This is a genomic window from Haloglomus halophilum, from assembly GCF_024298885.1.
Lineage (GTDB): Archaea > Halobacteriota > Halobacteria > Halobacteriales > Haloarculaceae > Haloglomus > Haloglomus halophilum.
Genome location: NZ_CP101166.1, coordinates 1,394,761 through 1,411,833 on the forward strand (window position 1 = coordinate 1,394,761; position 17,073 = coordinate 1,411,833).

The window sequence follows — 17,073 nt, forward strand, 5'->3', positions numbered from 1 at the left end:
GCGCTCGCCCGCCGCGAGCACCTCGCTGATGGCCGTCGCCACCTCCTCGTCGGTGAACGGCTTCGTCACGTAGCCGTCCGCGCCGGCCTGCCGGGCGAGTTTCATCTTCTTGTGCTGGCCCACCGAGGTACACATGATGATCCTGGCGTCGGCGTCGAGTTCCTTGATGGCAGCCGTCGCCTTCACCCCGTTGGCGGTGTCCATCACGATGTCCATCAGCACCAGATCCACGTCCTCGCGGTGCTCCTGGTAGTGCTTGACCGCCCACGCCCCGTTGGGCGCCTCCGCGACGACGTGGTACTCGTCGTCGCCGAGCGCGCTCTTCAGACGGCTCCGCATGTAGTCGGAGTCGTCCACGATGAGGATGCCCAGCGACATCTATACGCAGCGAAGGGTAAGCGGCGGGATAAAGTTTGCACCTATGCCCGACACACGACGGCGATTAAGGGGACCGCCCCCGAACGACCGCCGTGGACGCCGACGAACTCGACCGAGTGCTGGCCGACGCGTTCGATGCCGCGGCCGGCGAGCGACGCGCGGTAGTACGGATGGCCAGTGATCTCGCGGCGGCCGGCCACTACAGCGACGTGGCCGGCCACGACCTGACCCCGGAGCTGGTCGTGGCCAACCTCGAGGACGCGCCGGACGAGGGGCTCGCCTCGAAGTGGAACTGGTGGCTCGGGTCGCTCGAGATCGCGTTCGGGCGCAGCGAGGACCTCGAACACGGCTTCGCCGAGTTCCAGGTCCGACAGTACGAGGCCGACGGGGAGGACGATGGGGCGACCGGCAGCGCGGAGGACGGCACGACCGGCGACGGGAACTGACCCCGACCGCGGCCGCGGGCCGAAGTCTGAAATGGGGGGGTGCCCTACCTCGACGTAATGCCAACCTTCGAAGTCCAGTTGCCCGACGACCTGTACGCGCGGTTCCAGCGCATCGCCGAGAGCGAGTTCATCTCGGAGGGCGAGGCCTACGAGGAACTCATCGGGATGGGGCTCGACGCGTACAACGTCGAGGAGGACGACGGCGAGGCGGGGCTCGCCGACGAGTACGCCACCGAGATGTGGGACACGGCCGAGGACCCCGCGGACATGAGCGACGAGAGCGACGAACACACCTTCTGAGGGGATGGCCGACCCCAGCCACGACGGCCGGGGCGGCCGCCCGACCATCGACGACGGCGAGCGGCGCGTCCGCCGCGTCCGCGCGACGGGCGACTGGCCGGACCGTGTTCGCCGGGACCTCGCGACGACCGACTGGACCGCCACGCCGGTCGTGGACGTGGTCCACTACGCGCCCGCAACCTCGACCGGACTGGAGGACGGCCGGCCGCATACGGAGGTCCACCGCCACGCCGGGACGCCGCCGCGGCCGGAGCGGTACGCGACGCCCGAGCGGGCGTGCCGGGTCGAGCGTGTGACGCGGCCGCTGGCCGAACGCCTCGGTTTGTCGGATGGATGACCGAGAATCGGTAGATCTGTCCAACAAATGCCCGTAGGAACAGGTTGATGCCTAGATTGGACACTTCGACAGCAATGAACCAACAGTTCCGGAGGGGGGCAAAACACTTGCTGGAGCCGGTAGCAGCACCACCTGGCCATGAAGAAGGTCCTCGCGACAGTCGGCATCGGCAACGCTACCGTAGACACCGTGCTCTCCTCCGAGACGGTCCAGCCGGGGGAGACGGTCGACGCGGAGATCAGGATCGAGGGCGGCAACGCCGAGCAGGAGGTCCGCCACATCGACCTGGAGTTCGAGACGTACTACCACACCGAGGACGGTCGCCGGGAGGGGACCGTCGACACGGCCCGGCTCACCGACGGGTTCACCATCGAGCCCGACGAGTCCCGGACCATCGACACACAGGTCGATATCCCCTGGGGAACGCCGCTGACGATGGGCGGCGTGGAGGTGTGGCTGGAGACGGAGCTGGACGTGACCGGCATCGACCCCGAGGACAAGGACTACCTCGACGTCCGGCCGACCGACCGGATGCAGGCGGTGTTCGACGCCGCGGAGTCGCTCGGGCTCTCGCTCCACACCGCGAAGAACGAGGAGGTTCCGGGCTGGGGCAGCAACCGCTTCGTCCAGGAGTTCGAGTTCCGGACGAGCGGCGGCCCGTTCGCGGGTGACCTCGACGAGATCGAGCTCATCTTCGACCCCGGGCCGGACCGGCTCACGGTCGCCGTCGAGGTCGACCGCCGGGGCGGCCTGCTCTCGGAGATGACCGACACGGACGAGCGCAAGGACTCGCTCGTCGTGGAGACCGCCGACGCCGGCGCCGTCGAGCGCGACCTCCGCGAGATCATCGAGCGGAACGTCTGAGTCAGCGGTCGCCGGTCGCCTCGCGGAGAACAGCCTCGTCGAACCCCTCGACGGAGCCGTCCTCGGCGGCGTACCGGTAGAGTGCGGCCTTCGTGACGCCCTGGAGGGCAGCACCGAACAGGAAGCCGACCGCCGCGAGCGCGACACCGACGAGCAACAGCGGGCCGGCCCCGGTGGGGTCCGGGACCAGCAGTGCCACCGCGACGACGGCGATGCCCGGCAGGACGAGCAGGAGACTCACCGCCTCGGTGGTGAAATCGGCGCCGAACGCCTCCCCCCAGATATCACGCACGGTGCGTCCGCTCTCGCGGAACATCTCGACCGGACCGGCGTCCTCGAAGACGACCACCGGGACGACGAAGTAGGTGAGGGCGCCCCAGGCCAGCCCGAGCAGCGCCGCCACGAGGTCGCCGAGCAGGTCGCTGGAGGACTCGATGGCCCGGAGGACGAGCCCGACGACGGCGCTCGCCAGGGCCCAGACGACGAGCGCGCCGGCGTGGCCCGCCGCGGCCCGGAGCGATTCGACCACCGTCGGGTCCGCCCCACGGAACGACTCGCGGGCGGCGTACACCAGTGCGGCGTTGCCGAAGGCGGCCAGCAGGCTCGTGCCGAAGTAGACCGCGAACAGCACCCCGACGGCGACGAGGGGGGAGCCGATATCGCCGACCAGGAGCGTGCTCCCGAGGACGGCGACCAGGTAGACCAGCGTCGCGAGTCCGCTCACCAGCGGCAGGACGGCGAACCGGGGGTTCCGACGGAGGAGGCCGGCGCTCTGGCCGGTCAACCGGAATCCGGTCTGCAGACGCCTCAACAGTCCCATCGGACGGTCACCTCGCTACGCGTCTCGCGGCGGGAACCAGTCGCACGCATCGGCCGGTTGCTGTGTCGAGACGGACATAACGGCCACGGTACCCGCGCCACGCTCGCTCAGACCGTCACGGCGTCGCCGAGTGCCGGCGCGCTCGCCTCGTAGCCCTCGACCCGCAGTTCCTCGGCGAACGTCGTGCAGCGGTCGCCGTGGTTGACGAGGACCGGCGTGTCGCGGTAGCTGTCGAGGAACGACAGAAGCCCGTCGCGGTCGGCGTGTGCGGAGAAGTCGTACTGTTCGACCTGCGCCGCCACGGGCATCACGCGGCCGTCGATCTCGGCACTGCCCGTCTCCAGCAACTCGCGCCCGGGCGTCCCCTCCACCTGATAGCCCGTCATCGCGATCTTGTTCGTCGGATTGCGCCGGATTTCGGGGATGTAGCTCATCGCGGGGCCGCCCGAGAGCATCCCGCTCGTCGTGACGATGGCGGCGTTCTGCTCGGCGATGCGCTCGCGTTGTCCGTCGCGGCCGGTGACGAACCGGGCGTGTGATTTCGCCCGCTGGAGCGCGTCGGCGTCGCGGACGTACTCCGGATACGAGCGCAGCATCCGGGTCACGTCCTGTCCCATCCCGTCGACGTAGCAGGGGATGTCGTATCGTTCGCAGATGAGCAACAGCTCCTGCGTGCGACCGATGGCGAAGGCCGGGACGACGACGGTACCGCCCTCGTACAGCGTCGTCCGGACGCTCTCGGCGAAGCGCTCCTCGACCGTGCCGCGGGGGTCGTGCTGCACGTCGGAGTAGGTGGACTCGCAGACGACCACGTCAGCGTCGGGGCGTGCGGTGGTGCCCGCGACGAGGCGCTGTCCACGGATCGGCTCCCCGTGGCGATCCGTGCGGCTCGCGGGAGCGTCGCTCCCGCGCTGGCTGGTGGTGTGGAAGTCCCCGGTGTAGAGCAGCCGGGTGTCGCCGTCATCGACCAGTACGTGCGCGCTCCCGGGGATGTGGCCGGCGTCGAAGAAGGTCACCTCGTAGCCCGCGGCCTCGAACGGCTCGCCGTAGCCGTGCGGGTGGTCGACCTCCCCGACCCGCTTCAGGTCGGTCTCGGTGAAGGGGCAGCGGTGGCTGTTCCCGTGCAACTTCAGCGTGTCCCGCGCGAGCGTCAGCGCCAGTTCCCGGGTCGGTGGCGTCCAGTGGACCTCGGGGCGGTCGCGGCCCGACAGCAGGGCCGGCACCGCGCCCGCGTGGTCGAGGTGGCCGTGCGAGACGACGACGGCCTCCGGGTCGACCGACCCGACGGGGTAGGCGGGCGGCGTGCCCGTCTTCATCCCGTAGTCCAGCAGGAGGCGCCCGTCGACCAGGACGGCGCTCCGGCCGACCTCGCCCGCGCCACCGAGGAACTGGAGTTCCATGCCCGCCGGTAGACCGGGACGGCGTTTCCCTTCGTCGGTCCGGCGGGCCGGCGGGCCGGCGGGCTAGCCCCGCGAGGGCGGGTCAGTCGTACGGCCAGTTCGGGTCCCGCTCGGCACCCGCCGGCTCCCGCGTCTCCTCGACGGCCTCCGGGGTGCAGGCACCGTACTCGGCGAAGTTCTCGCGGGCCCGGCGGAGCGAGACGTGGTTGTAGTCCCCTTCGTGGTCCGGGTGGTGGAACCCCACGAGGTCGTCCAGCCAGCCACAGACGGGACAGACCTCGTACGACCCGGGCGTGTCGGGCGCCAGCGTCCGGAAGCCACAGCAGGGACAGAACCCACGCTCCCGCGAGACCGGACTGTCCGTCCGGGTGCGGCGCGGGTCGCCGGTCGAACCCATGTCCGGCCCTGGTGTCGCACGGACAAAAACAGTCGCAGCGCCACCCCGGCAGCGTCATCCCGCCAGCGTCATCCCGGCTCGCCAGCGTGCGTGGGCTCGACCCGCTTCGCCACACGGCTTTTGTCGAGAAGCGTGTAACGGTACCACATGTCACGCACAGACAGCGACCGGGACTCCGGCGACGACGAGGCGCTCACGGACATCGAGCGCGCAGCGCTCCACGACCTCGAACTCGGGCTCGAACACGTCCGGCGGGGGTACGGCGCGCTGGTGACGTTCCACCACCAGATCGGCCGCGGGATGGACCGGTTCGAGCGGGCGCGCGGCCGCCTCCGCGAGGCCGGCCACGACGCCCTCGCCGACCGTCTCCGGGACGAGGTGCTGCCGGCCGGCGCCGTCGGCGACCGCTGGTCGTACGAGCTGGTGGCGGACTTCCGCGCGGGGTTCCTCGCCGACGCGACGGCCATCGAGGGCGACGCACGCGAGGCGCTCGCCGGCGGCGGCCACCATCTCACGGAACGGCGGCAGCAGCGGCGCTGGCGCGAGCGGGCCGCTGGTGAGGCGTGGCGCGCGGCGAGCGACGGCGAGGCGGACCGGACGGCGAGCGACGACGGGGGGTGACCGCGCTCAGGCGTCGTCCGCGTCGTCGGCCAGCGCGGCCTCGACCTTCTCGGCGTGTTTCTCCAGGTCGGCGGCGATACTCCGTGCCTGCTCGGGCGTGAGCGTCACCGTCTCGGCGTGTGCGGGCAGCTCCGTCAGCTGCGTGTTGTCCAGTTCCAGCTGCAGGGAGACGTGGTCGGGGTTCTTCTTCGGCGACGTGACGTTCAGCGTCGCGAACGCCTCCTCCTCGAACTCGTGTCCCTCGGCGACGGCGTCCACCAGGTCCAGCGTGGTGTACGCGTTCACCGTCATCAGTCGGTCGACCATACCGGCCGGATGTGACGGCCGGGCGTAAGAGTGGCGTCCGCCGGGCATCCGCCGGGCGACCCCGACCGAACAGCGCTGTCAGCCCTCGGCCGCGGCGCCCTCGCCGGAACGGTCGCCACGAACCGTGAGAACGGGCCGCTCGCAGGTCCGGACGACGGCCTCCGCGACGCTCCCGAGGAGGAACCCGCCCTCGCCGCCACGGCCGCGGGTCCCCAGCGCGACGCTGTCGGCGTCGGCCTCCTCGGCGTAGTCCACGATGGCGTCGGCGGGGTGCCCCTCGCGGACGACCGTCTCCACCTCGATCCCGTCGGGTGCCTGCTCGGCGACCGCGTCGACGGCGTCCGAGGCGCGCTCGTGGAGCGCGGCCTGAACGGCGTCCGCGTCCTCGGCGGGCACCTCCGCCACGCGACTGGGGTCGACGACCGACAGCACGTGGACCGCCGCGTCGAACCGGTCCGCCAGGTCCAGCGCCGTGGCGACGGCGCGCTCGCCGCTCTCCGAGCCGTCCGTCGCCACGACCAGCAGGTCGAACATGGGCGACCCGTCGCGCGCCGCCGGCTAAAAGCCGATGGGTCCGACCCGGACGCCACCGTCGGCCAGCGTGTCCGCCGGCGACCACGCACCGGAGCCGGCAGCTATTCGGGTCGGTCGGCCCTACGACGGCGCATGAGCGACATCGAGAGCATCACCGTGCAGGGCGTCGAGGTGCCCCGGCTCGGCCTCGGAACCTGGCGGCTCACCGGCGACGACTGTCGCGAGGCCGTCGGGACCGCGCTCGACCTGGGCTACCGCCACATCGACACCGCGCAGGTGTACACGAACGAGCGACAGGTCGGTGACGCGCTCGCGGCGAGCGACGTGCCCCGCGAGGAGGTGTTCCTCGCGACGAAGCTCGGGCCCCAGCGCTCGTCCGACGACGTGCTCCGGACGACCGAGGAGAGTCTCGCTCGTCTCGGCACGGACTACCTCGACCTGCTCCTCATCCACTGGCCCAACGGCCGGCCGCCGGGGTCGCCGCCGAACCCGCTCGCCTCGGCCCCCGACCACGCCGAGACGCTCGACGCGATGAACGAGCTCGTCGAGTCCGGGACGGTCCGGAACATCGGCGTCTCCAACTTCGATGTCGACCAGCTGGACGCGGCCCGGGAGCTGAGCGATGCGCCCATCCTCACCGACCAGGTCCAGTACCACCCGTTCTGGGACCAGCAGGACCTGCTCTCGTACTGCCGGGTCCACGACGTGCTCCTGACGGCGTACTCGCCGCTGGGCCACGGGGGCGTGCTCGACGACCCCGTCCTGGAGCGCATCGCCCGCCGGCACGCGAAGACGCCCGCACAGGTCGCGCTCCGCTGGCTCGTCCAGCAGGACCAGGTCGCCACCATCCCGAAGGCCACGAGCCGCGAGCATCTCGAAGCGAACATGGCGATCTTCGACTTCGAGCTGACCGAGACGGAGATGCGGGAGATCCGCCGCCCCTCGACGTACGAGACGCTCAAGGGGTTCCTGAAGGCACGGGTCAGCGGGTAGGCTCGGCCCGACGACTCACTCGTCGCCGGCTGCGGCCCTGGCGTCGCCATCCGCCAGCCGCAGGTCGCCGGCACACTCGCCACACCGGTACTCGTCGACCCGCCGGACCAGCTTCGACTCGCGGTACCGCGCCAGCGCCGCGTCGCAGTCCTCGCAGACCACCCACCACTCCGGCGTCGTGAACAGCTCGCAGGCGACACCCGTGTCGAGGCGCTCGGCCCACCGCTCGAACCGCTCGCCGTGCGAGCCGTCGCCGTGCTCGTTCAGCAGGTGGACGTGGATCAGTTCGTGCCGGATGGTCGATGCCATCGCGGCCCAGCCGCGCCGCTCGAAGTAGCCCCACGTGAGCACGACCGTCTCGGGGTCGCCGTCGCGGTAGCGGACCTGTCCGGCCCGGCGCTTGGCCCGGCGGCTGATATTCCAGTCGAGCGCCCCGACATCGACAGAGAGGTCGAACGTATCGACCACCTCGCGTGCGTACAGCTTGCAGGCGGCGAGGAACTCCGCCTCGGACGCGTCCGTATCGATGGCGTAGTAGTCCGCGTCGACGGGCGGCGGTTCGTCGTCGCTCCGGTCTGCCGGACGGGATGGCCGTTCGCTCATGTGTCGCGGCGCGTCAGCACCTGTGCCGGCAGTCGCCCGAGACCGGCATAACGCTGTTGTCCCGGCAGGCTGAACCGGGGCGTATGCCGCCCTCCACGAGCCGCCGCCGCTTCCTCGCGGCGCTCGGCACGACAGCGACCGCGACACTCGCGGGGTGCTCGGCGCTCACCGGGAGCGGCGACGACCCACCCGCCGGGAGCCTCCGGTTCGAGAATCGCCACTCGGTCCCGCACAGCATCCGCGTCGAGGTGGCCGGCGTCGGTACCGCGCCGGGGGACGGACAGGGCGAGGTGCAGGGCGAACCGGACCCGCCAGTCCGGGAGTCACAGCGGACACTGACCGCGACGGGGGCCGTCGACCCCGAGGAGACGGCGCTGTACGAGCGGGTGTTCACCGCGCCCGTCTGGTACGCCGTCCGGTTCCGGCTGGACGGCAAGCGACTCGAAGACGGGGCGGGAACGGTCGCGTTCGGGCCCGCGCCCGGGGACGACGAACGCGGGAGCTTCCTCGGCGCCGAGGTGTCCGAGACCGGCGAGTTCACCTGGGTCGTCACCAGCACCGGCAACCCCGGGCCGTTCGGGTAGCGGGACGCTGCGGACGCCGGTTCACCGCTCACTCGGCGAAGTAGCTCGTGAAGAAGCCCGACAGGAACGCCGAAACCGCGACCGACAGCAGCAGGTCGTTCGTCGTCCACTCGTCGCCGTCCGCCTGGACCGCGGTGATGGCGACGCTGATGACCGTCGAGATGATGCCGTTGGCGAGGTGTTTCGTGAACCCCATACCGGTGCTAGCGGTGCCACCTGCATAGGAGTCAGGGGGGCGACCGCAGGGCCGCGGGACCGCCCAGCCGCCACGCTATCTGAACATTTATTCAGCACCGTGCACCGACACGACGTATGGTCCCCAGACAGCGGTTCCGGTGGAGCGGACAGTACGGAGGCTGGCGATGAGTGACATCCTCGATTCCGGGCCGGACTCGGGTTCCGGGCCGGACCTCGACCCGGCGCGCATACTTCGGGCGGCAGCCCTGGGGCTCGGGCTCCTGGTCGTGCTCGGGCTACTGCTCGGCGGCTACCATCAGGTTCCCGAGGGGCACGTCGGCGTGAAGAAGTCGTTCGGCGCGGTCACCGGCGACGAGCTCGCGCCCGGTGCCCACCTCATCGTCCCGGTGAAGGACTCCGTCCAGGACGTGGAGATCCGTCCCCGAACGTACACGATGGCGAACACGAAGGGGGAGGGCGACAGACCCGGACGGGCCGACGCGGTGACGGTCCAGACGGTCAACGGCACGACCGTCAGAATCGATATCACGGTCCGCTATCGGGTCCAGCAGAGCAACCCCTCGAAGTTCGTGACCGAGTGGCGGACGGTGAGACAGGCCGAACAGCGGCTCATCCGGCCGTCGATCCGGTCGCGGCTCCGCGACGAGGCGGCCGGAATCCAGACCAGCGAGATCTACACCAGCGACGGTCGGGAGCGGCTCGGAACGGCCGCACAGGAGAAACTCGAGTCCGCGTTCGCGAGCGAGGCGCTCGTCCTGGAGGAGGTCCAGGTCCGGGACGTGGACCTGCCATCGTCGTACGACGAGGCCCTGAACGAGAAGGAGATCGCCAAGCAGCGGGTCCAGAAGAAGGAGTTCGAGATCCAGCAGGCCCGCAAGGAGAAGGAACGGCAGGAGATCCGCGCGGAGGCGGATGCCCGCGTCATCGAGATCCGGGGGCGCGCGCTCCGTGAGAACCCCATCGTCCTGAAACAGCAGTACATCAAGAGCATCGACGCGTCGGACAAGGTCATCCTCGCGACCGACCGCGATGGGACACCGATAATCCTCCAGACCGACGGCGGTGGCGGCGGCAACGTCTCCGCCTCCCGGGTCGACCTCGGCGGGGGCGCGTCGGTCAACACGACCGGAACAACCCGGGCCACACCGACCCCCTGACACCTGCCGCCGTCCGCCATGGGTAGACCCTTATCCACCCGTGGTGTACGTGAAACCATGCTCGTACACCTCCGTGGGGATGTCTGGCAGATCGAGTGTACCGGGGTGAACGCCTACCTCGCCGACGACGACGGCGTGCTGACGCTGATCGACACCGGACTGTCGCGGGACGGGAGCACCATCCGGACCGCCATCCGGGAGGCTGGCTACGACGTGAACGACCTCGAGCGCATCCTCGTCACGCACTACGACATGGATCACGTGGGCGCGCTCGCCTCGCTCGCCGCCGAGACCGGCGCCGAGGTCTACATGGGCGCCGCCGACGCGCCGTTCCTGATGGGCAAGGAGCAGCCGCCGGGCCTCACGCTGAAGGGGTTCATCCAGCGGGCGGGGAAACGCCTCGTCGACCGCCCGGACCACGACCCCGAACTGGTGGCCGACGGCGACGAGATCGGGAGCTTCACCGCCTACCACACCCCCGGCCACACCCCCGGCCACACCGCCTACGTGAGCGACGCCCTCGACGCCGCGTTCGTCGGCGACCTGGTCCTCGAGTCCGATGGCGAACTCACCCCCTCCCCGTGGTTCATCACCTACGACACCGAGAGCGTCCGCGAGTCCATCCACGACCTCGCCGACCGGGCCCCCGCGGTCGACGTACTGGCGATGGGCCACGGCACGCCGTTCGTCCGCGACGGCTCCATCCGGCTCGCGGAGCTGGGCGAGCGTATCGAGCAGTAGGCCGGCGGCCCCTGCGCTGGCGGCCGGTTCCTCCGAGAACTTCAGCCTCCGGTGGGGAGGACTGCAGGTGGTTACGCCAGCTCCTCGGCGACGGCCTCGGGCCCCAGCAGCGCGGGGTCCATGGCGACGACCTCCTGCCCGCCGACGAACTCCGGCAGCGAGTCGGCGGTGTACGCGACGATGCGGATGTCGGCGTTCAGTTCGCGGGCCAGCGGGATGGCCGTCGCGAGCCCGGCGTCCGTGAGGACCAACAGGTCGGCCGTCTCGATGTCGGCCTCGACGAGGTCGTCGCGGGTGGCCGTGCCGGCCGCGCGCGTGACCGCGAACCCCTCGGCCGCGAGCGCCTCGCCCAGCCCCTCCGGGTCCGCCCCGGCGATGACGGCCTCACTCATATTCGATGGTGGCGGGGGGTTTGTGCGTCACGTCGTAGACGACGCGCGAGACGTTGTCGAGTTGGCCGGTGATGCGTGACTGGATGCGCTGGAGCGTCTCCCAGTCGAGCTCCTGGGCACGGGCGGTCATCCCGTCGCGGGACTCGACGGAACGGACCGCGACCACGTGGCCGTGGACGCGGTTGTCACCCTTGACGCCCGTCGCACGGCCCAGCACCGCGGCGAACGCCTGCCACGGGTCGTACTCCTCCAGTTCCGCCTCGACGACGTGGGTCGCCTCGCGGGCGACCTCGACCTTCTCCTCGGTCACCTCGCCGACGATGCGCACCGCGAGCCCGGGCCCGGGGAACGGCATCCGCTCGGAGATGATGGCGTCCAGCCCTAACTCCCGTGCGACCTCCCGGACCTCGTCCTTGTAGAGGTCGCGCATCGGCTCGACGATGCGGTCGAAATCGACGACGTCGGGCAGGCCGCCGACGTTGTGGTGGGACTTGATGGTCCCCTCGGACTCGATGCGGTCCGGGTAGATGGTGCCCTGGACCAGCACGTCGGCGTCCTCCTCCTTCGCGACGGTCTCGAACTCGCGGATGAACTGCTCGCCGATGACGTGGCGCTTCTCCTCGGGGTCCGTGATGCCCTCCAGCGCGCCGAGGAAGCGGTCCTGGGCCTCGACGATACGGAGCGACTCCATGTAGGAGAAGGTCTCCCGTATCTCCTCGGTCTCGCCCTTGCGCATCAGGCCCGTATCGACGTAGACCGGCGTGAGCTGCGAGCCGACGGCCTCGTACGCGAGCGCGGCCGCGGTCGAGGAGTCCACGCCACCCGACAGCGCGATGATGGCGTTGTCGTCCCCGACCTGCTCGTCGATCTCGGCGACCGCGTCCTCGATGAACGAGTCGACGTCGACCATCAGGCGCTCACCTCCTCGGGGTCGCGCTCGTCACGTGGCTCGCCGTGCTCGAGCGCGGCGTCGAGCAGGCCGACGAACGGCGGCGACGCCCGCCCCGGCCGGGAGCGGAACTCGGGGTGGAACTGCGTCCCGACGAAGTAGGGGTGTTCATGGCGGGGCAACTCGAGTATCTCCATCCGGTTGGCCGCTGTCCCGGAGAAGACGAGGCCGCTCTCCTCCAGCTGGTCGATGTACTCGGGGTTGACCTCGTAGCGGTGGCGGTGGCGTTCCGTACAGGAGTCGGCACCGTCGTACAGGTCGGCGGCGAGCGTGTCCGGCTCGATGTCCGTCTCGTGGGCGCCCAGCCGCATCGTCCCGCCCATGTCCTCGACCTCGTACTGCTCGGGCAGGATGTCGATGACGGGGTGGGGTGTGCCCTCGTCGAACTCCGTGGAGTTGGCGTCCGCGAGGTCACAGACGTTGCGCGCGTGGTCGACGACAGCCATCTGGAAGCCCAGACAGAGCCCGAGGAAGGGCACGTCGTTCTCGCGGGCGTAGCGGATGGCGTCGATCTTCCCGTCGGTACCGCGGGCGCCGAAGCCGCCCGGGACGATGAGCCCGTCCGCCCGTTCGAGCCGGTCGCGATGCTCGTCGTCCATGTCCTCGGTGTCGACCCACAGCACCTCGACATCGACGCCGTGTTCGAGGCCGGCGTGCTTGCACGCCTCGTGGACCGAGAGGTAGGCATCCTCGAGGTCGTACTTCCCGGCGAGCGCGATCTCGACGGTCCCGGTCGTGTCGCGGGTGACGAGGTCGCGCCAGCCGTTCTTGCGCTCGGCCGGTTCGAGGGCGTCCTCGGCGATACCGAGGCGCTCCATCACGTACTGGTCGAGCCCCTCGTCCTCGACCATCAGCGGGACGTGGTAGATGTCCTCCACGTCGGGGTTCGAGAAGACGGCGTCCGTCGGTACGTCGCAGAACAGGGCGATCTTCTCCTTCGTCTCGTCGTCGAGTTTGTCCTCGCAGCGCCCGACGAGGATGTCGGGCTGGAGGCCGATGCTCCGGAGTTCCTTCACGGAGTGCTGGGTCGGCTTCGTCTTCTGCTCGCCGTTCTTCGAGTACGGGACCAAGGTGACGTGCGTGAACAGGATGTCCTCCTCGTCCTCCTCGTGGGAGAACTGGCGCAGCGCCTCCAGGTACGGCATCCCCTCGATGTCACCGACGGTGCCGCCGACCTCGATGATGCAGATGTCGTGGCCCTCGGCGGCCTCGCGGATGCGCCGCTTGATGTCGTCGGTGATATGCGGGATGATCTGGACGGTCTTGCCCAGGTAGTCGCCGGCGCGCTCCTTCTCGATGACGTTCTTGTACAGCTTCCCGGTCGTGACGTTGTGGTCGAACGTCATGTCGATGTCCAGGAAGCGCTCGTAGTTCCCGAGGTCGAGGTCGACCTCGCCCCCGTCCTTCAGCACGTACACCTCGCCGTGCTGGTAGGGGTTCATCGTCCCGGCGTCGACGTTGAGGTACGGGTCGATCTTCACGGCGGTGACGTCGAACCCGGCGTTGGCGAGCAAGCGGCCGGTCGAGGCGGCCGTGATTCCCTTGCCGAGCCCGGACATGACGCCGCCGGTGACGAAGACGAACTTGTTCCCCAGTGTGGGGTCGTACTCCGCGGGCCCTGTCGGCATACCGACGGTCCGCGAGGGTCGCTCAAGAGCGTTACGGAGGGACCGACGGTGTGTGACTCCGTCCCGGAACAGCCGGCCGCACGGCCCCCGAACTGGGCGTTCGTGGGACGGGACCGGATGCCCGGCGTCGACTCCGGGACGACCGCCCACTCCCGACACCCACGGGGGAAACGGGGAAGGGGCCACGACCCCTATCGCGGGTATGAGCGAGTCAGACACGCAGCTGCCCGAGACCGACGAGGAGTGGCGCGAGGTCCTCACCGAGGAGGAGTACCGCGTGCTCCGTGAGCAGGGGACCGAGCCGAAGTTCTCCAGCGACCTCATCGACGTGAAAGGCGACGGCGCGTTCGACTGCGCGGGCTGTGGCGCCGAGCTGTTCGACGGCGACACGAAGTTCGGCTCCGGCACGGGCTGGCCCTCCTTCTACGACGCCAACGAGGGCGCCGTCGAACTCCGCGAGGACCGCAGCCACGGGATGGTCCGGACCGAGGTCGTCTGTGCCGAGTGCGGCGGACATCTCGGCCACGTCTTCGACGACGGACCCGAGCCGACGGGCAAGCGCTTCTGCATCAACGGCGTCGCGCTGGACTACGACGAAGAGTAGGCCGGTCGTCTCCGACTATCGAACGGGCGGACTACCCGGAATCGGACACGTTCCACACCCCCTGCACGCGGTCCATCAGCGCGACCACGACGACGTGAGGGAGCGTCAGCACGGCGATGAGTACGAGATACAGCCCGACGGCCGCCTCGACGTTCGCAGGACGCACCGGGACGAGGTAGTAGAACGCCGCGAGGAACGCGGCGGAGACAGCAGTCAACGGCGCGGCGTCCCGAACGAACCCGCGAAGCGCCGGGGCGAGCGCCCCGACCCGCAGGCCCGCCACCGCGTCCCTGTCGAGCAACACCAGCCGCGCGATGTGGCGGACGGAGTGCCACAGGCAGAAGTAGACGCCCACGGCGAGAATCGGCGGCACGGCCAGGAAGAACACCCACAGCAGGGCCGTCTCACCGGCGTCGACCCGCCAGCCCGGCTCCGCGAACCCACGCTCGGCCCGCGCCAGCCCCACGCCGAGCGTCCCGAGCGTCAGGGCGGCGAAGGCCACGCCGAGCGCGAGGCGCGTCTCGACCCGGAACAGGGGGGCCAGCTCCGACGGGGCGACGCCGAACCGGCCGGTCAGTGCCCGTGCGACGCGGCGATACTGCCATGGATACGAGAGCAGCGGCACGAGCATCGGCAGCCCGCCGCGAACCGCCGCGGTAGCGACGCGCTGAACCCGCGTGCGGAGGTGGTCGACATCCGCGAGCGCCAGCAGCGCGTACACGTCGCCCTGGCCCCAGTGGGCCCACGTGAGGGCGATGAACAGCAGGAACGCCGGGACGGGCGCGAGGAACCACAGCGCGAGGTAGGCGCCGCCGAGCAGCCCGTAGAGGGCACCGACGCCCCCGAGCGCGCGGAGCGTGACCGGGCGGTCCCGGACCCGTGGGACCGCGAGGTGGTCGACCGCGCCGTGGGGCAGTCCCAGAACGAGAACGCTCACCGCCAGCGGCGCGTACTGGAGCGCGAGCGGCACCTCGACGCCGAGGAGGAAGGGGACGACCAGCAGGCCGTGCACGACCCACGGGGGCGCGAGCGCGCTGTCGGCCAACGTCTCACGGACGCGACCGGGGACGGCCACACCCCTCACAGCCATCGGTCGACCACCCAGAACCAGAGCACGAGCCCCTGGACGACGAACAGGTTCGTCAGGAGGAAGAACGCGGCCTCTTCGACCGGGAGTCCCAGCAGCGGCACGGCGTAGCCCGTCGTCAGGTCGGGGGAGAGCTCCCAGACGCCCAGCACGAGCGCGACCCGGTCGGCCACCCAGAGATACAGCGACGGAACGGCCACGGCCAGCGCGACCACCCGGCGCCGTGCCCAGAGATACGGCCAGCCGAACGCCCACTGGATGGCGAGCACGGGGGCCGCCCACAGCAGGAGCGTCCCGAGGTAGAGCCCGCCGTCGAGGGCGAGCGCGAGCCAGCCGCCGAGCGCGACCAGCCCGCCACCGCCGGCGCCGAGCGCGCGCTCGCCGGGCGTGGGGACGGGACGGTCACACCTGAGCGCGGTGCCCCCGTCCATCCGTGCCGGGCGCTCGGGCGGCCACGCAGGGAGCAGGTACAGCCACAGCGCCGTCAACACCGGCTGGAGGACGAAGAACAGGTACTCCCCCAGCGGCACCGCGAGGAATCGCGCGGCGACGGCGCCCTCGCCGTAGCGCCACGCGCCCCGCCGGATGAGGTAGCTGTCCCAGGGCGTGGTGTAGGCGAACGCCAGGGCCGCCATGATGACGACGCCGACGACCCGCGCGTCCAGCGAGTGCCCGGCGAGCCGGACCCGGGGAGTCGCCGTCACCGCGGGCACCCCGGGAATCGCGAGCGCCACTCCGCGGGCGGTGGCCGCGGCGAGGACGAGCAACGGCCCACCGAGGAAGACGAGGTGGAACTGCAGGTACGTGAGGGTCGTCATCGGGTGTGGTATCGGAAAGAACGCCGTGGTGACCGCATGAATCCGGCGACCGGCGCCGGAGCGCCTGGGTCCCAGCGGTGCATCGAGCCGAGGGAGTGGCCCGCACCGGGACGAGCGGTGTCGTCAGTCCGCGGCCGCGGCCTCGGAGGCCGAGGCGGCCTGGTCCAGCACGTCACGGCTTCGGAGCAGGATGAAGCCGAAGCCGACCTTCGCGGCCAGGTCGAGGACCATGAACAGGATGGTCTCGACGTTCAGGCCGATCAGGCCGGGCGACCCCGTCCCGAGACCGAGCGCGGACTCCGTCCCGAGGATCCACACGATGGGGTACGCCGTCCAGAGCACGATGACGAGGTTGCGGAGCGTGCTGAACAGGCTCGCGACATCACCCGAGCGCTGGGCCGCGACGCTGCTGAGCGTCGACACCAGGTAGTACAGCAGCACGACGAAGAATCCACAGCTGATGCCCCACCACGCGATGCGTGTCCCCGCCGGACTGAGCGGGCTCCCCGCGCCAGTCGCCAGTGCGCCGGCGAGACCGGTCACGATCATCCCGACGTCCAGGCCGACGAGCGTGGCGATGGTGTTCCGGTCGGCCCCGGCGAGCAGGCCGAGGTCGAGCAGGAGCAACGGCGTCGTGAACAGCCAGTCGGCGTACCGGGCCCAGTAGATGGTGAGCGCCTCACCGTTGGCCAGCGTCACCTCGATGACGCCGAACCCCTGGAACATCGAGAAGTACGCCACGGCCGCGATGCCCGTGATGAACGTGGTGATGATGAAGAACTCCTGTTTCCGTTCGTTGGTCTCACCCGACCCCATCGCGATGAACGCGAGGGTGCCGAGCGCCATGCCGAGGGTGCCGATACCCAGTGCAATGGTCTGAATGTCGGAAGTCGGTCCCGCCATAGTGCACCCGTCT

The 17,073-nt window shown here is 70.3% G+C and carries 23 protein-coding genes and 1 pseudogene; 10 read left to right on the forward strand and 14 right to left on the reverse strand.

The window, feature by feature from the left end; all coding sequences use genetic code 11:
• Positions 1-9: 9 nt before the first annotated feature.
• Positions 10-378, reverse strand: a pseudogene (locus tag NL114_RS06870) (response regulator); the annotation flags it as partial.
• A gap of 92 nt (positions 379-470) precedes the next feature.
• Here NL114_RS06870 and NL114_RS06875 point away from each other — a divergent pair.
• The 4 genes from NL114_RS06875 (at position 471) to NL114_RS06890 (ending at position 2,325) form a co-directional block, all read left to right on the forward strand.
• Positions 471-824 carry a WNWW family protein gene (locus tag NL114_RS06875; protein WP_254824050.1) on the forward strand — a complete coding sequence of 118 codons (354 nt, stop codon included), beginning with the start codon at positions 471-473 and terminating at the stop codon, positions 822-824.
• Positions 825-881: 57 nt separating this feature from the next.
• Positions 882-1,124, forward strand: coding sequence for a DUF7120 family protein (locus tag NL114_RS06880; protein WP_254824051.1), 243 nt, complete (start codon positions 882-884; stop codon positions 1,122-1,124).
• A 4-nt stretch (positions 1,125-1,128) separates the two neighbouring features.
• Entirely contained in the window at positions 1,129-1,461 is a 333-nt protein-coding gene (locus NL114_RS06885) for a hypothetical protein (RefSeq protein ID WP_254824052.1), read from the forward strand.
• 138 nt (positions 1,462-1,599) lie between these two features.
• The gene (locus NL114_RS06890) at positions 1,600-2,325 is read left to right on the forward strand and encodes a sporulation protein (protein ID WP_254824053.1); all 726 of its coding nucleotides are present in this window, start codon (positions 1,600-1,602) and stop codon (positions 2,323-2,325) included.
• Position 2,326: 1 nt separating this feature from the next.
• On the opposite strand, the gene NL114_RS06895 is transcribed toward NL114_RS06890, so the two are convergent.
• The 3 genes from NL114_RS06895 to NL114_RS06905 all read right to left on the reverse strand — a co-directional run bounded on the left by NL114_RS06895 (position 2,327) and on the right by NL114_RS06905 (position 4,942).
• Complete coding sequence (locus tag NL114_RS06895; protein ID WP_254824054.1) at positions 2,327-3,145, reverse strand: DUF6159 family protein; 819 nt, start codon at positions 3,143-3,145, stop codon at positions 2,327-2,329.
• Between the two features lie 107 nt (positions 3,146-3,252).
• Positions 3,253-4,545 (reverse strand): MBL fold metallo-hydrolase, encoded by a 1,293-nt coding sequence (locus NL114_RS06900; protein ID WP_254824055.1) that lies wholly within the window; start codon positions 4,543-4,545, stop codon positions 3,253-3,255.
• Between the two features lie 82 nt (positions 4,546-4,627).
• The gene (locus tag NL114_RS06905; RefSeq protein WP_254824056.1) at positions 4,628-4,942 is read right to left on the reverse strand and encodes a CPCC family cysteine-rich protein; all 315 of its coding nucleotides are present in this window, start codon (positions 4,940-4,942) and stop codon (positions 4,628-4,630) included.
• A 147-nt stretch (positions 4,943-5,089) separates the two neighbouring features.
• Here NL114_RS06905 and NL114_RS06910 point away from each other — a divergent pair, with 147 nt between their 5' ends.
• Entirely contained in the window at positions 5,090-5,563 is a 474-nt protein-coding gene (locus NL114_RS06910; RefSeq protein ID WP_254824057.1) for a hypothetical protein, read from the forward strand.
• A 6-nt stretch (positions 5,564-5,569) separates the two neighbouring features.
• Here NL114_RS06910 and NL114_RS06915 read toward each other — a convergent pair whose 3' ends face one another.
• Both NL114_RS06915 and NL114_RS06920 read right to left on the reverse strand, forming a co-directional pair.
• Entirely contained in the window at positions 5,570-5,869 is a 300-nt protein-coding gene (locus NL114_RS06915; RefSeq protein ID WP_254824058.1) for a DUF6360 family protein, read from the reverse strand.
• A 78-nt stretch (positions 5,870-5,947) separates the two neighbouring features.
• Positions 5,948-6,403: a universal stress protein gene (locus NL114_RS06920; RefSeq protein ID WP_254824059.1), complete on the reverse strand. Its 456-nt coding sequence runs from the start codon at positions 6,401-6,403 to the stop codon at positions 5,948-5,950.
• A 141-nt stretch (positions 6,404-6,544) separates the two neighbouring features.
• Here NL114_RS06920 and NL114_RS06925 point away from each other — a divergent pair, with 141 nt between their 5' ends.
• Entirely contained in the window at positions 6,545-7,396 is an 852-nt protein-coding gene (locus NL114_RS06925) for an aldo/keto reductase (RefSeq protein ID WP_254824687.1), read from the forward strand.
• Between the two features lie 15 nt (positions 7,397-7,411).
• Here NL114_RS06925 and NL114_RS06930 read toward each other — a convergent pair whose 3' ends face one another.
• Positions 7,412-7,999 (reverse strand): SprT-like domain-containing protein, encoded by a 588-nt coding sequence (locus NL114_RS06930; RefSeq protein ID WP_254824060.1) that lies wholly within the window; start codon positions 7,997-7,999, stop codon positions 7,412-7,414.
• Positions 8,000-8,082: 83 nt separating this feature from the next.
• Here NL114_RS06930 and NL114_RS06935 point away from each other — a divergent pair, with 83 nt between their 5' ends.
• Positions 8,083-8,583, forward strand: coding sequence for a hypothetical protein (locus NL114_RS06935; RefSeq protein ID WP_254824061.1), 501 nt, complete (start codon positions 8,083-8,085; stop codon positions 8,581-8,583).
• Between the two features lie 28 nt (positions 8,584-8,611).
• Here the strand turns inward: NL114_RS06935 and NL114_RS06940 are convergent, their stop codons facing one another.
• Positions 8,612-8,779: a hypothetical protein gene (locus NL114_RS06940; protein WP_254824062.1), complete on the reverse strand. Its 168-nt coding sequence runs from the start codon at positions 8,777-8,779 to the stop codon at positions 8,612-8,614.
• A gap of 166 nt (positions 8,780-8,945) precedes the next feature.
• Between NL114_RS06940 and NL114_RS06945 the strand changes: the two genes are divergently transcribed.
• Together NL114_RS06945 and NL114_RS06950 are read left to right on the forward strand one after the other, a co-directional pair.
• Complete coding sequence (locus NL114_RS06945; protein ID WP_254824063.1) at positions 8,946-9,938, forward strand: prohibitin family protein; 993 nt, start codon at positions 8,946-8,948, stop codon at positions 9,936-9,938.
• A 57-nt stretch (positions 9,939-9,995) separates the two neighbouring features.
• Positions 9,996-10,679: an MBL fold metallo-hydrolase gene (locus tag NL114_RS06950; RefSeq protein WP_254824064.1), complete on the forward strand. Its 684-nt coding sequence runs from the start codon at positions 9,996-9,998 to the stop codon at positions 10,677-10,679.
• 71 nt (positions 10,680-10,750) lie between these two features.
• On the opposite strand, the gene NL114_RS06955 is transcribed toward NL114_RS06950, so the two are convergent.
• Genes NL114_RS06955 through pyrG form a run of 3 tightly spaced genes read right to left on the reverse strand, consistent with a single transcriptional unit; the run spans position 10,751 to position 13,648 of the window.
• Positions 10,751-11,071: a DUF7126 family protein gene (locus NL114_RS06955; RefSeq protein WP_254824065.1), complete on the reverse strand. Its 321-nt coding sequence runs from the start codon at positions 11,069-11,071 to the stop codon at positions 10,751-10,753.
• On the reverse strand, positions 11,064-11,981 hold the full coding sequence (gene guaA, locus NL114_RS06960) for a glutamine-hydrolyzing GMP synthase (protein ID WP_254824066.1): 918 nt from the start codon (positions 11,979-11,981) through the stop codon (positions 11,064-11,066). Before guaA ends, NL114_RS06955 begins: the two co-directional genes overlap by 8 nt.
• Positions 11,981-13,648, reverse strand: a complete 1,668-nt coding sequence (gene pyrG, locus NL114_RS06965) for a CTP synthase (protein ID WP_254824067.1) — start codon at positions 13,646-13,648, stop codon at positions 11,981-11,983. The genes guaA and pyrG overlap by 1 nt, the downstream gene beginning before the upstream one ends.
• A gap of 202 nt (positions 13,649-13,850) precedes the next feature.
• Between pyrG and msrB the strand changes: the two genes are divergently transcribed.
• The gene (msrB, locus tag NL114_RS06970) at positions 13,851-14,252 is read left to right on the forward strand and encodes a peptide-methionine (R)-S-oxide reductase MsrB (protein ID WP_254824068.1); all 402 of its coding nucleotides are present in this window, start codon (positions 13,851-13,853) and stop codon (positions 14,250-14,252) included.
• A 31-nt stretch (positions 14,253-14,283) separates the two neighbouring features.
• On the opposite strand, the gene NL114_RS06975 is transcribed toward msrB, so the two are convergent.
• The 3 genes from NL114_RS06975 to NL114_RS06985 all read right to left on the reverse strand — a co-directional run bounded on the left by NL114_RS06975 (position 14,284) and on the right by NL114_RS06985 (position 17,060).
• The gene (locus NL114_RS06975; protein WP_254824069.1) at positions 14,284-15,342 is read right to left on the reverse strand and encodes a Brp/Blh family beta-carotene 15,15'-dioxygenase; all 1,059 of its coding nucleotides are present in this window, start codon (positions 15,340-15,342) and stop codon (positions 14,284-14,286) included.
• The gene (locus NL114_RS06980; protein WP_254824070.1) at positions 15,333-16,157 is read right to left on the reverse strand and encodes a lycopene cyclase domain-containing protein; all 825 of its coding nucleotides are present in this window, start codon (positions 16,155-16,157) and stop codon (positions 15,333-15,335) included. Before NL114_RS06980 ends, NL114_RS06975 begins: the two co-directional genes overlap by 10 nt.
• A 123-nt stretch (positions 16,158-16,280) precedes the next feature.
• Positions 16,281-17,060, reverse strand: coding sequence for a bacteriorhodopsin (locus NL114_RS06985; RefSeq protein WP_254824071.1), 780 nt, complete (start codon positions 17,058-17,060; stop codon positions 16,281-16,283).
• Positions 17,061-17,073 lie beyond the last annotated feature (13 nt).

Excerpts from the sequence above, each read along its gene's own strand:
- NL114_RS06880 (WP_254824051.1), top strand. The coding sequence starts at position 882 with ATGCCAACCTTCGAAGTCCAGTTGCCCGACGACCTGTACGCGCGGTTC.
- NL114_RS06885 (WP_254824052.1), top strand. The coding sequence starts at position 1,129 with ATGGCCGACCCCAGCCACGACGGCCGGGGCGGCCGCCCGACCATCGAC.
- NL114_RS06890 (WP_254824053.1), top strand. The coding sequence starts at position 1,600 with ATGAAGAAGGTCCTCGCGACAGTCGGCATCGGCAACGCTACCGTAGAC.
- NL114_RS06895 (WP_254824054.1), bottom strand. The coding sequence starts at position 3,145 with ATGGGACTGTTGAGGCGTCTGCAGACCGGATTCCGGTTGACCGGCCAG.
- NL114_RS06900 (WP_254824055.1), bottom strand. The coding sequence starts at position 4,545 with ATGGAACTCCAGTTCCTCGGTGGCGCGGGCGAGGTCGGCCGGAGCGCC.
- NL114_RS06905 (WP_254824056.1), bottom strand. The coding sequence starts at position 4,942 with ATGGGTTCGACCGGCGACCCGCGCCGCACCCGGACGGACAGTCCGGTC.
- NL114_RS06910 (WP_254824057.1), top strand. The coding sequence starts at position 5,090 with ATGTCACGCACAGACAGCGACCGGGACTCCGGCGACGACGAGGCGCTC.
- NL114_RS06915 (WP_254824058.1), bottom strand. The coding sequence starts at position 5,869 with ATGGTCGACCGACTGATGACGGTGAACGCGTACACCACGCTGGACCTG.
- NL114_RS06920 (WP_254824059.1), bottom strand. The coding sequence starts at position 6,403 with ATGTTCGACCTGCTGGTCGTGGCGACGGACGGCTCGGAGAGCGGCGAG.
- NL114_RS06930 (WP_254824060.1), bottom strand. The coding sequence starts at position 7,999 with ATGAGCGAACGGCCATCCCGTCCGGCAGACCGGAGCGACGACGAACCG.
- NL114_RS06935 (WP_254824061.1), top strand. The coding sequence starts at position 8,083 with ATGCCGCCCTCCACGAGCCGCCGCCGCTTCCTCGCGGCGCTCGGCACG.
- NL114_RS06940 (WP_254824062.1), bottom strand. The coding sequence starts at position 8,779 with ATGGGGTTCACGAAACACCTCGCCAACGGCATCATCTCGACGGTCATC.
- NL114_RS06945 (WP_254824063.1), top strand. The coding sequence starts at position 8,946 with ATGAGTGACATCCTCGATTCCGGGCCGGACTCGGGTTCCGGGCCGGAC.
- NL114_RS06950 (WP_254824064.1), top strand. The coding sequence starts at position 9,996 with ATGCTCGTACACCTCCGTGGGGATGTCTGGCAGATCGAGTGTACCGGG.
- NL114_RS06955 (WP_254824065.1), bottom strand. The coding sequence starts at position 11,071 with ATGAGTGAGGCCGTCATCGCCGGGGCGGACCCGGAGGGGCTGGGCGAG.
- guaA (WP_254824066.1), bottom strand. The coding sequence starts at position 11,981 with ATGGTCGACGTCGACTCGTTCATCGAGGACGCGGTCGCCGAGATCGAC.
- pyrG (WP_254824067.1), bottom strand. The coding sequence starts at position 13,648 with ATGCCGACAGGGCCCGCGGAGTACGACCCCACACTGGGGAACAAGTTC.
- msrB (WP_254824068.1), top strand. The coding sequence starts at position 13,851 with ATGAGCGAGTCAGACACGCAGCTGCCCGAGACCGACGAGGAGTGGCGC.
- NL114_RS06975 (WP_254824069.1), bottom strand. The coding sequence starts at position 15,342 with ATGGCTGTGAGGGGTGTGGCCGTCCCCGGTCGCGTCCGTGAGACGTTG.
- NL114_RS06980 (WP_254824070.1), bottom strand. The coding sequence starts at position 16,157 with ATGACGACCCTCACGTACCTGCAGTTCCACCTCGTCTTCCTCGGTGGG.
- NL114_RS06985 (WP_254824071.1), bottom strand. The coding sequence starts at position 17,060 with ATGGCGGGACCGACTTCCGACATTCAGACCATTGCACTGGGTATCGGC.